11 protein-coding genes are annotated in these 12,031 nt (G+C 57.7%); all 11 read right to left on the reverse strand.

The genetic code is table 11. The features are described from left to right. Positions 1–224: 224 nt before the first annotated feature. Positions 225–1,631 carry a sigma-54 dependent transcriptional regulator gene (locus ACHZCX_RS12530; RefSeq protein WP_319587564.1) on the reverse strand — a complete coding sequence of 469 codons (1,407 nt, stop codon included), beginning with the start codon at positions 1,629–1,631 and terminating at the stop codon, positions 225–227. Positions 1,632–1,989: 358 nt separating this feature from the next. Further along, complete coding sequence (locus ACHZCX_RS12535) at positions 1,990–3,648, reverse strand: DEAD/DEAH box helicase (protein WP_319587565.1); 1,659 nt, start codon at positions 3,646–3,648, stop codon at positions 1,990–1,992. A gap of 337 nt (positions 3,649–3,985) precedes the next feature. Further along, positions 3,986–4,753, reverse strand: a complete 768-nt coding sequence (locus ACHZCX_RS12540; RefSeq protein WP_319587566.1) for an NAD-dependent deacylase — start codon at positions 4,751–4,753, stop codon at positions 3,986–3,988. A 55-nt stretch (positions 4,754–4,808) separates the two neighbouring features. After that, positions 4,809–5,339 carry a hypothetical protein gene (locus ACHZCX_RS12545; RefSeq protein ID WP_319587567.1) on the reverse strand — a complete coding sequence of 177 codons (531 nt, stop codon included), beginning with the start codon at positions 5,337–5,339 and terminating at the stop codon, positions 4,809–4,811. 171 nt (positions 5,340–5,510) lie between these two features. Beyond that, complete coding sequence (locus ACHZCX_RS12550; RefSeq protein ID WP_319587568.1) at positions 5,511–6,389, reverse strand: TIGR02285 family protein; 879 nt, start codon at positions 6,387–6,389, stop codon at positions 5,511–5,513. 208 nt (positions 6,390–6,597) lie between these two features. Further along, positions 6,598–7,755, reverse strand: coding sequence for a hypothetical protein (locus tag ACHZCX_RS12555; protein WP_319587569.1), 1,158 nt, complete (start codon positions 7,753–7,755; stop codon positions 6,598–6,600). 4 nt (positions 7,756–7,759) lie between these two features. Beyond that, positions 7,760–9,157, reverse strand: a complete 1,398-nt coding sequence (locus tag ACHZCX_RS12560) for a TIGR01777 family oxidoreductase (protein WP_319587570.1) — start codon at positions 9,155–9,157, stop codon at positions 7,760–7,762. Continuing rightward, positions 9,150–10,052, reverse strand: coding sequence for a TIGR01777 family oxidoreductase (locus ACHZCX_RS12565; protein WP_319587571.1), 903 nt, complete (start codon positions 10,050–10,052; stop codon positions 9,150–9,152). The genes ACHZCX_RS12560 and ACHZCX_RS12565 overlap by 8 nt, the downstream gene beginning before the upstream one ends. Before the next feature lie 124 nt (positions 10,053–10,176). Beyond that, on the reverse strand, positions 10,177–10,950 hold the full coding sequence (locus ACHZCX_RS12570; protein WP_319587572.1) for an RMD1 family protein: 774 nt from the start codon (positions 10,948–10,950) through the stop codon (positions 10,177–10,179). 83 nt (positions 10,951–11,033) lie between these two features. Continuing rightward, entirely contained in the window at positions 11,034–11,468 is a 435-nt protein-coding gene (locus tag ACHZCX_RS12575) for a hypothetical protein (protein ID WP_319587573.1), read from the reverse strand. A gap of 235 nt (positions 11,469–11,703) precedes the next feature. Further along, entirely contained in the window at positions 11,704–11,949 is a 246-nt protein-coding gene (locus ACHZCX_RS12580) for a hypothetical protein (RefSeq protein ID WP_319587574.1), read from the reverse strand. Positions 11,950–12,031 lie beyond the last annotated feature (82 nt).

The following is a 12,031-nucleotide window of genomic DNA, read 5'->3' on the forward strand; positions in this document are numbered from 1 at the left end:
CCAATGCGCCGCTGCTTCCCTGGATGAAAAATCCTGCAGGCAAGGGGAAGAGTGCTCGGGCAAGTCTCTTGAAAAAAGAGTGCGTATCCAGGGTGATACGAAAAGGGTTGTTGTGGGAACCGGTAGGAAAGAGCACTGCTGCTTTTCTTGTTGTTGCTGAGAGAACGAGGTTGTTATTCGGGGCAAGACGCCCCAGTGGGGCATTCTGCCCCGGACGGTAATGACTATGCACCAAAGGGGCCGGGAAACAGGAGTGGCAAAGGAGTCTCTGGATCGTGTTGGTTGTGCAGTTTCCGATAGAGGGTCTTACGATCAACTTGCAGAATCTGGGCGGCAAGGGTCCGGTTTCCCCCAACCATAGCAAGGACATGATGCATGTAGCGGTGCATCATCTCCGCCATGGGAACCAGCTCGCCTGGCCCGGGCATGCCCAGGATCGGTCCGGTTTGATCGGTCTGGAAGGTGAGGATTTTTTCGGGGAGATCGTCTGGAATGATTTTACGATGATTGGTCAATGTGACCGCATGTTCCATGGCGTTGCGTAACTCCCTGACATTGCCGGGCCATCGGTAGGCCAGCAGCTTTTGGGCCGTGGCATTGGTCATGCCGATGATGCTCTTGCCCTGCCGGGAGGCATACAGTTCAATATATTTTTCGGCCAGAAGAAGGATGTCCATGCCCCGGGTCCGCAGGGGAGGCACCTTCACGGTAATGACATTGAGCCTGTAGAGTAGGTCTTCGCGAAAGCTCCCCTCGGCCACGGCTGCCTCGAGATCGCGATTGGTGATGGCGATCACCCTGACATTGAAGGATTTTTCGACACTGCTCCCCACCGGTCTGACACTGTGCTCTTCGAGTACTCTTAGGAGTTTGGGCTGCAGTGAGAGTGGCAGTTCACCTATTTCGTCAAGCAGGATCGTGCCTCCATCCGCTGCCAGAAAGAGGCCTTTGTGCTCCGCGTTGGCACTGGTAAAAGCCCCCTTAACATGGCCGAATAATTCACTTTCCAGCAGGGCCTCAGGCATCGCCGAGCAATTGATCGCAATCAACGGCTGCTTGTCGCGGCGGCTGTATTTGTGAATGGCCCGGGCCGCTAATTCCTTACCCGAACCGCTTTCGCCGGCGAGCAGGACAGAGGCCTCGGAGTCAGCGATCCGCATCAGTTTTGAGAACATGGCCTGCATGACCTGACTCTCGCCGATGAGTTCGTCGAAAGATCGTGTCTGCTCCAGCGCCTGACTGAGTTTTTTGACGCTCTCCTGCAGTCTGCGGTGATTGACTGCGCGGGTTAGGACCAATTCGAGGTGATTGATCTCAAAAGGCTTGGTGATGAAGTCGTAGGCGCCCGCCCGAATCGCGGCAATGGCTGCTTCCATGCTGCCAAAAGCCGTCATGATGACCACCGGAATTTCAGGCCATTGGGTCGATATTTTCCGGCACAGCTCTATGCCGTTGAGGTCGGGCAGGTTGATGGCGGTCAGGATGACGTCGACAGTCTCGCTGGTGGCTGCCGCGAGACCATGGTGGCCGTAGTTGTGCACCGAAACAATGAACCCGAGCCGTGACAGCCGCATCTGCAGCACCTGGGCTAACTCTTGGTCATCTTCGATTATAAGAATTCTTCCATTCATTTCGCAGTGCACTGATTGAATGACAGGATTGTCAATTTTTCAGTTGACCATCCTGTGGCCTTCTGTTCGAGCGCGAGGTGCCAGGCGTATAAAGGGAGCGGCGGCACATTGCATGCTCATTCTGAGGAGCCAATGAAGCGGTATTTTTGCTTTTGGGCATGACAAACAAAGGGGCCGAGAAAAGTGGTTGCTTTCCGCTCGCGAGACGTCGATGTGTCCATGAACGTCTCGCGAGCGGTAAGGCGGTTTCCTGTTGAACGGGGAAAGCCATGTGAAGACGGGATAATCTTTTAGGTCAAAGAGGGCTCATTGTTCCAGAAAAAGAGCGGACTGGTTCGAGATTGGGTCCTCGCCCGGTTCAGGCCCGTTCGAGGTTGAATGTCCGGCGGCCGATCCGGTAGGCGCCGTTTTTTGAGAGCAAGCGGCCGACCAGTTGTTCCGGCACATCGACCAAGGTGTGGTTTGATTCCAGCCGGATCTTGCCCAATTGGCTGGCGGCAACGCCTGAAAAATGGGCCAATGAGGCCACCACATGGTTGACGCTGATGCCGTCGGCCCGGCCGGCGTCGAGCTTGAGCGGCACCATGTCTTTGTCCCGATCCGACCCCCGCCGGGCTCCTTGACTTGGTCCAGCTGGACCACCGCGCCGTGGGAAGCGTTCGGTTTTACGATCCCGCGGGTTAAATTGTTCTTCCTTGATGGGAGTGATGGAATCGATGGGGCGTTTTTTCTCATCCCCTCTCGCCAGTTTCAAGGCAGCAGCGGCAACGTCTTCCGGCGAATGTCCGGTCAATACCAGCATATCCACCACCTCCCGTTCCCGGCGGCAGCGGCCTCGTTTAATCCAGACCTCCAACTGTTCCATCAGCAGGGCCTGACGGTGATTCTCGATCTGCTGGATGGTCGGCAACTCGGCCTGCTTCAACTTAAACCGGGTGTAGTCCTCAATTCGGCGGAGCTGCCAGCGGTCCTTGGGCGACAGCAGAGAGATGGCGATACCCTCCCTTCCAGCCCGGCCGGTTCGGCCGACTCGGTGGACATAAACCTCGGGGTCATCGGGTAGGTCGAAATTGAAGACGTGGGAGATGTCGTCGATGTCCAATCCACGGGCGGCGACATCGGTGGCCACCAGAACCTTGACCTGACCGTTACGGTACCGGGTGAGCACCTGGATGCGGGCATCCTGGCTGAGGTCGCCGTTGAGCGGTTCGGCGGCAAAACCACGTGAGGTCAACTGGTTGGCCAGTTCGCCGGTGCCGAGGCGGGTGCGGACGAAGATCAAGGCGCTGTCGATGGTCTCCATTTCAAACAGCCGGGTCAGGGCGGCGACCTTGTCCTGCTGGTTGACCAGGTAATAGCGCTGCTCAATGGTGGCGCCGGTCAGTTGTTTGGGGGTGATGGAAACGGTTTCGGGATTGCGCAGGTAGCGGGCGGACAGTCCTTGGACCCGCTTGGAGATGGTGGCGGAAAAAAGCATGGTCTGCCGCTCGGTGGGGATGCGGTCGAGGATCAGTTCGATATCCTCGATGAATCCCATGCTCAGCATCTCGTCGGCCTCATCGAGGACCACGGTCTGGACCGTGCCCAGATCGAGAGAGCCCTGCTTGACCAGGTCGAGCAGGCGGCCGGGGGTGCCGACGATCACCTCAACACCCTGGCGCAGGCTGCGGAGCTGTTGCTGATAGGACTGGCCGCCATAAAGGGCAAGCACGGTAATGCCTCGCTGTTGGCCGTAACGGCCAATGGCCGCAGCAACCTGGATGGCCAGTTCGCGGGTAGGGGCGAGAACCAGTGCCTGGACGCCTTTTTGCCGGGGAGTGACCCGTTGCAGCAGCGGCAGGCCAAAGGCGGCGGTTTTGCCGGTACCGGTTTGCGCTTGGCCGATCAGGTCTCGGCCATTGAGCAGCAGGGGAATGGCGGCGAGCTGAATGGGGGTTGGTTCGGTGAATCCGAGTTCGGTTGCGGTCTGCAAGAGATCGGGATGCAGGCCGAATTGGGCGAAGGTCTCTGTTGTCATCAGGCTACTCCTTGAGAGTGGCAATGTCTTGATAATCCTGGGGTGGGTCCTGCCTTGCGGCAATTGTCCCTGTTGTCCGTTAACAGATGACCCCGTCCAGAATGTAAGAGCCTGACTGTCAAACCTGACCAATGCCTGTTCCCGCTGCACAAAGAGCCGGGAAAAGAAGCATGTGGCCGACTACAACAAAAAACGCCTGACCGAAATTGATCAGGCAACCATCTTGGAATGTTCAAAACTTGAGTGGGTAACGCGTTGGTACGTTATCAGGGCAACTTATACAGCATATCGCCGACAAACGCAAGACCTCCTCGGGAATCGGGACAGCAGGGGAGGCTCACCTTTTCCGGCAGGCCTTGGTCAGCATCGGCAGGGTTTGAACGACATCGCCTTGAAAAAAGAAATCGCCGGGCCGGGCGGTTCCGGAGAGGGCCGGTTCCCGGTTGAATTCAAAGATACGGCCACCGTTCTGCCGGACCATCGAGGGGAGGCTGGCCGCCGGAAAAACCTGGGCTGAGGTGCCGATGACCAGCAGCAGGTCGCAACCGGCGATGAAGTGGTTGATCGCATTGATGTCGCGAACCGATTCGCCGAAGAGCACCACATTGGGTTTGAGGGGAAAGCCGCAGTGCTGGCAACGTGGCACCCCCGTGGTCTGCAGGAGGTCTTCAGTGATCGGCTGGAGATCGCCGCATTGCAGGCATTGGAGATGCTGATGGTCGCCGTGGATTTCAAAGACTCGTCTGCTGCCGGCCTGCTGGTGCAAATTGTCGATATTCTGGGTGACGATGCCCTGCAGCTGGCCTTGCCGTTCGAGTTCAGCCAGGGCGCGGTGGGCGGCATTGGGCTGCTTGCCGGTTAAAACCTTGCCGAGTGCCCGAAAGAGTTCCCAGGCTTTGGCCGGATCATGGTAAAAGACCTCAAGGGTGGCATACTCTTCCGGGGAAAAGACGGTCCACAATCCGCCCGGACTGCGAAAATCAGGGATGCCGCTCCCCACCGAGATGCCCGCCCCGGTCAGGGCTGCCGGCTTCTTTGCCGAGCACAAGAGATGGGCCGCCTCGGCATAAGCTTGATCGCTAGTCCCTTGAGCGATGACTCGCATGGTTATTCCATGGCCAGACGAATTCGTTTTCCTGACCCGAAGAGGCGGGTGCTGCTCAGTGGAGAATCGTTGTTCCCGGGTGCGGCTGCTGGCGCGGGAAGGCGTCAACGTCGATGAAGGCCCCGCCGATGCGGCTGCCCCGATCGTAATGGCGGACATTGATGATCCGCTCAATCTCATACGGGGAATCAATATCCGGGCGGTAGCAGACAATGAGCCGGTCGTCCTGCTTGATCGGCACCTCCTCTGCTATCTGCAACAGTATACCACCGGTTGATTGGTCGGCGATGACGCATTGCCGGGCCCGAGCCCTCGGCGTGGAAATAGCGCGGAAGCTTCCGGTAATGCTGGTTTTTTTACGGTAGTCCTGGCGAAATTCAAGGTCAACTTCAAAGGTTTCGGCACAGGCGCAACTCACCTGCAGCGAGTGCTTTTTCCCCTGGAGGCTGGCAACGGAGAAGGTTTCAATCCTGCCGCAGGTCCGGCATCTGATGGTGACCATCTCTTTCCGGTTGACGAAATATTTTTGCTTCTTTTGGGTTTTCATGGACTGGCCGCTTGATTTTTGCTGGATAGGGAGTGTCATCGGGGCGCCCTCAAAAATATTTTTAACGCAATCCTGGCTTGGAAAGCAGAACCTGTCATGTGTAAACAATAGGTCGTTTCTACCTTTTTTGTCGAGATAATTTTGAGGGAAAGAGCCGGTTTCGATCCTCCGGAACTGCCCCAACACGGTTCGGTTCCTTGAGGGAATCGGTTATTGGGTCGTTTCCAGAAAAACGTCCTTGTACACTCTCCGATAATTCTCGATGGAATTGGGGTCGAGCCACCGCTCATAAGCCGTTTGGTAGCGTTCGGTGGGCCGCTGTTTGAGCAGTATATTATTTATTTTGTCGATAATGGCCCTGCCCCAGGCATTTTTCGAGCAACCCACCGAACTCATCCAACCCTCGTAGCCGTTTTGATTTTCTTCGATGGTCAGGGTCATCAGCTGATCTCTGATACCCAACTGCTCCGCCTGGTAGAGCGCTTCCTCGGGCAGGCCAATAATGGCGTCGAGTCGTCCCTTCAGGAGCATCTTGAACAGGTTGAGCGACAGTTCCTGACCTGTACTTTCGAGGATGTTGCCGCTTCCCTTGTGTTTTTTGAGGATGTCATCGGTGGTGGCACCGTAGGAGCGATCTTTGCTCATACCCACCATCAGGTTTTTGTCGTTCAGAATTTCTGTGAGTTGCACACTGGTTCGGTTGCCGAAGCGGGACAGTCCATCCTTTTTAATGATGAGGACCGGTGGCAGGGTGAGAAAACTTGGCATGGAGAAATACATGAATTCTTCTCGTTCCGGAGTCCTGTACAGGCCGACGCTGCAGACTTTTTCGCCCTGTTTGAATTTATAGAAATGACGGGTAATGTTGGTCGTTATGGTGTCGTGCTCGTAGTCGGTCAACCCTTGCTGGATGATGTCGGTGATGATGTCGCCGTACCCTTGATCTTGTTGCCCACCACTTTGGACGAAAAACGGCGGCATGGCGGCCTCCATCCAGGTCACCACTTCCTTGGCCTTTGCTGGCACGGGGACATTCAGGATCAGTAGGGTGAGGACGGCTATGCTGAGCAGGAAGGGGTGAAACAGCATCAGGTAGCTCCAAAACATTGACGAAGAGAGCGGCGTGGTCGATGACCGGGCAAGATTGCCCCCAAACGATCAAAAATAAAGATTGTCTGCTTTCTGTAACGAATTGCCGGGCACCCTGTCAAGGGGATATCGTAAGGCTGAGAGTGCTTGCGGCGCAAGGGTTTAACTACCGTTGCCGCAGGTTGCCGGATTTACCGGAGAACCTTTTTTATAGGGGCTCGGCAGGAGGTGCAACAGGATGCAGGCTGGCGTCCTGGACAGCAGTCAGTTCCTTATCGACCGTACTCTGGTTGAAAAACATCAGGATGAGCAGCCCGGTGTAGGCCACGACGGCAAGTACGGCAAACACAGGCAGGAAATAACCAAGCGGGCAGAGCAGGAGCACCGTCAGCCAGTGGAGCAGGATGATCTTGCTCGAATGGAGCTGGAGGGGAAAGTCGCCGTGGCGGCTGATCACCACCAGGCCGCTGAGATTCCAGCCGTAGAGGGCGGTGAAGGCATGGAGGCGGAGCAAGGGGTGGCTGATTTCAGGGGTGTAATAGCTGGAAAAAGAAAGGAGGATGTAGGCGATGCCGGTGATCGAGGTGATCAGCAGAAAGAGAATGCCCGAGGTGAGAAAGGCCTTCTGCTGCAATTGGATGCCTTCGTGCCAGTACAGAAAGAAGATGAGGGTCACGGTCGCAAACAGCAGGCTGGCAATGGCAACCTGGGAGGCAAAAAGTCCGGCGAGGATGAACAGAAAAAAGACAATCACCCCCAGGTTGATGATCCAGAAGGCTGCCTCCTTGAGCACTGCGGTCAGGCGGATCGACTCCTGTTTCATCAGGGAGAAGATCACCGACATGGAGATCAGCGAGATGGGGAAGGAGAAGCCGAGGAAGAAGGTGTCGAGCCTCAGCTTCTCAAGGGTGAACCACTGGAGATAGACCGAGTTGAGGATCACCGGACAGGAAAAGGTCAGTCCCAGGGAGAGGCACAACAAGGCCGCCTGATGAAATTTGCGGGGGACCGGTTCCCGGAAGGCAAAGAGGGCGTGGGGAAAGCGGCTGCCGAAGTGGTCGATGCGCACCGCCTCGACCAGATGGGCCAGGGCCAGCGGAATCAGCATGGCCGGTACGTACCAATGGAGGAAAGCGCAGAGGGCAAAGGCAATGGCCAGTACCAGAAAGAGCATGCCTCGGCGTGACAGGGTGGTGCCGCCCTCTGTGAAATAAATTAGCAGGGTGCCGCCGCTGCACAGGTTGAAGAGAAAGATGTGCAACCGCTCGAAATTAAGAGTCGCCGGGGGAACCAGGTGATGGAGAAAACCGCAGGCCAGGGCCGTGGTCATCATGACCAGAAGAATCGTTTTGAGTTTCCAGCTCATGCGTTCAACACTCCGGACCGTTGTTTTCAAATCTGCCAAGAAGATGGCGCAAGGCCTGCTCCAAATCGGCATGACGAAAGGTGTAGCCGGATTGTTGCAGCTTATCGGTCGCCACCCGGCACCCGCCCAGTAATACCTCGGAGGCCATCTGGCCATAGAGGGTTTGCAGCAGACTGGCGGGAATCGGGGGCAGGAGAGGGCGGCGCAACACCTGAGCCAGGGTTCGCATCAACTGGCTGTTGGTTGCCGGCTGCGGGGCGGCGATATTAACCGGCCCGGTGAGCGTGTCGCAGGTCAGGGCGTGGAGCACGACGCCGACCATGTCGTTGATCCCGATCCAGCTGATGTATTGATCGCCAGCGCCGAACCGGCTAGAAAAACCGATGGCCGAGGTGGCCAGGAGCCGCTGCAGAGCACCACCCTGGGGACTGAGCACCACGCCGATACGCAGGAAGACGGTGCGGATTCCGGCCTCTTCGGCGGGACGGGCCGAATGTTCCCAGAGGGTGCAGACATCGGAGATGAAATCCGTTCCGGCACGATCCTCCTCGCGCATGCAGCAATCCAGGCAGTTGCCGTAGAAACCGACCGCCGAGGCGCTGAGAAACACCTTGGGCTGCACCGGCAGGCCGGCGAGGGTGCGGGCGATCAGGCCGGTTCCCTGCACCCGGCTGTCGATCACCCGCTTTTTTTTGTCCAAGGTCCAACGGCCGTCGCCGATGTTGTCGCCGGCCAGATGGATGACCCCGTCAAAGGCGGGTAGGCCGGCAAGGTTGAGTTGATCGCGTTCCGGGTTCCAGTAGATTTCCCGCCTGCTTCGATCGGGTGGCCTTCGCACCAGGGTCCAGACCTCGTGGCCGCCGGTGGTCAGCAGAGGGCGAAGCGCCGAGCCGAGCACGCCGCTGGCGCCGCTGATGAGCACCCGCAACGGCCTTGAGCTGCATCGTTGATGTAGGGCGATATCGTCGCGCAGGGTAGCGTGACGGTAGCGGAAAACCCGCGTCAGGGTACGGTCAACCAGACCAGTTGCTAACCCGGGTAGGATGGCCTGGCCGGGCAGGGCATAGTCGATTTGGTCTTCCAGTAGAGCCCCGTTGGGGGTGTCGGCAAAGCGGTGGGTGTGGGTCCAGCGCGCAAAGGGGCCGCGGTCCTGGATATCCCGGAACATCAGGCCTGGAAGGTTTTCGATATGGCGGGCATGCCACTGGTACGGGATGGGACCGGCGTGCATGGCCAGCACCACCCTGCCGCCGGGGTCGATCCCGCCGGAACGCGCTGCCACCCTGGTTTGTTCCCATGGGGGGATTAGGCGTTCCAGGGCGCCAGGCCGACGGTGCCAATCATAGAGTTCGTTGGCTAAACAGGGAAAGAGCGACGAGTAAGTAAACTGCGAATCAGTCACCGACAATCTCCCCCAGGGCCGATTGCAGTTCCGGATAGGTGAACAGGTAACCGCTCTCGGTCAGCGCTTGTGGTATAACCTTCTGGCCCTGGAGCAGGGAGCGGCCGAATTCGCCCAGCACCAGCTTCATGACAAAGGCCGGGGTCGGCAGACAGGCGGGGCGGTGAAGTGCGGCACCCAGCTGGCGGGCAAACTCCTTTTGCCGGACCGGTTGCGGCGCGGTGAAGTTGAAGGCCCCTCGGCATTCTTCGGCGGTGAGGAGAAAGAGGATCGCCCCGACCAGATCGTCGAGGTGAATCCAGGGAAACCACTGGCTGCCGCTGCCGATCGGCCCGCCCAATCCGAACTGGAACGGAGTCTTCATCGTGGCGATCGCGCCCCCCCCCTTGCCTAGGACCACGCCAAACCGCATCAGCACCACGCGGGCCCCTTTTTCAGCAGCCTTGCCGGCCTCGGACTCCCAATCGCGGCAGACCCGGGCCAGGAAATCCTCACCGGGACCGCTGGCTTCGGTTTTTTCGATCTCGCCGCCATCGCCGTAAAAACCGGCGGCCGAGGTGCTCAACAGCACCGCCTCGGTCGTCGCCGGCAGGGCGGCCACCAGGTTTCTGGTGGTGAGGATGCGGCTGTCGTACATGGCTTTTTTGTAATGCTCGGTCCAAAGATTAAAAACCGACCGTCCGGCCAGATTGATCAGGGCGTCCTGTGCCGCCACCCGCTGCTGCCAGTCACCGGGGCGGGTGGTGTCGGCGGCAACATAGGAAAGCTGCGGGTGCGGTGCGAGACGGCAACGGCTGCTGCTGCCAATGACGGTGACCTGATGTCCCATCTCTAAGAGCCGGGTGCTGAGGGCAGAACCGACAAAACCGGTGCCGCCGGTGATCAGAATCTTCATGGGGTCCTCCTATCAAGGGTAGGATGGGGGCTAGCATTATCGTTGTTTACAAAAATAAACATCCCGAGGCAGGAGAGCAAAAGGAACGACCTGGCCACTGTTTCAAGTGTACAGGTTGTTGCCATTATTTGACGAAAAAAAGACCGATCTCGATGGCGATCAGGATGATAATAATCCACTCGAGCATGCTCGAATGGCTGTGTTTTTGCTCATCGGCCATCATCTCCAGCAGTTCCTGGATGACCTCCAGCCGGTTTTTCAGGACCGTGGCCCGGGGGGCGATCTCCAGGTAGCGGGAGAGCGCCAGGTAATAATGTTCCAGCTCCGGATATTCCCAGATGAACTCAGGGGTGTCCAGCAGGTTGAACTGGAGGATGATGTGGGATTTTTCTAGGTAGACCCGGCCCCGTTCCCTGGCCAGCTTGGTCCGGGACAGCGCGATCGATCCCTTCTTTGCCAGTGCTTCGGGGATGTACTTGGTTTTTTTGATCGTTTCCTCGATCGAGGACTCGAAGGAGGCGAGCTTGGTCGACTGCGCCAGGGCGTGGCTGAGCGACAGGCAGGTCAGCTCAGAGATGTCGTCGACATCGATCAGGTCGTTGCGGATGCGGATCCCCCCCTCGCTGCTGGTCCGATACTCCAACTCCTCCTCGACGAAGGTTTCCAGGGGGTTGGTCGCATATTTGAGCACCTGGTCAATGAGGCGTTTCTCCGATTCGTAATCGTACTGGAACAAGACGCAGACCCCGTAATCAAAGAGGAAGGCGCGGACGCCCTCGTCCGGGGTGAGGGCAATAACGTTGCGCATCCGCGTGGCGTGGGTCTGGTGGGAGAGAAACTCGTAGAGGGCATCGAACTGGAATCGTTCGGCCAGGCACAGGGCTCGAATATTATGCATAGTTGCGGCTGTTGGCGACTGTTAGCGATGAGGCCTCGAGAGACTGGCCGGCGGGGGAGAGCCGGCGAGAAGCCGATGAAGGACTACTCCGACCCGTTGCTGAGAGGTTTTTTCTCGCTCTTCAGTTCCGGGTGATATTTTTCGATGCAGTCCGGGCAGATGCCGTGGGTAAACTCGGTTTTGGAGCGTTCCTGGACAAAGTGCTTGATGTCCTTCCAGAACTCCGGGTCCATCCGGATTTTTTTGCACGAAGCGCAGATCGGCAGGATGCTTTCCAGGTAGCTGACCCGCAGAAGTAATTTATAGGTGTGGCGAATGATCAGCGCCCCGACGGCGGCGATGATGATGCTCTCGAATAAGGATTCCCGCCAATTGATCGGGGTTGCGGGCCCGCCCAGGAGGACATAGGGGATGTCGAGGATTTCATCCAGCCAGGAGAGTGCAATGACAAATGATATGGCCATTGTCTCGTACCAGGCGACCTTCTTGGCGATCATGTTTGTTTGGGGCTGTTCCATGGCAAAAACCTCTGTGCGTTTGTCACTCTCGGACGAATTGAACGATGGCCTCTGTGGCCTCAGGTGGCCGATGGCGATTGTTTCGATGGTTCTCTCACTGGCCTTGGAAAAATACCAGCATCATACCGCGTTTAGGTCGCGAGGCACAGGGGAAAAACACCCATGCTTCCCTGGTTTTGCCTGCTCATTTGCCGGGCTTTGAGGAACAGTCTGCACTGCCTCGTGCGGCTCCAGATTATTGAAAATCAACGTGGCTGATGACGATGCGGGATGCATCCAGAGGGATGACCTCGGGTTCGATCCGTTCCAGTTCCTCGACGTTCCAAGCGCCGTTCCGTGCCAAGAGCGTCAGGGCTTTCGCCTTGGACGGCGCCAGCACGGTAACGTCGGCCTGGAGGTAATTTTCTTTGTGGATATGCGGCTCATCGAGCATCGACCAACTGGAAAAGCGCTTGCTGTGACGCCAGATAAAAAGGTGCATCGTCTTTCTCCAAAAGGGGTGGGTGGCGGAACCTTCACCACGGCAATGGCCGAACTGTACCCTTTTGGACCCGTCGGCTCAA

This window comes from uncultured Desulfobulbus sp. (assembly GCF_963662935.2).
Taxonomy (GTDB): Bacteria; Desulfobacterota; Desulfobulbia; order Desulfobulbales; family Desulfobulbaceae; genus Desulfobulbus.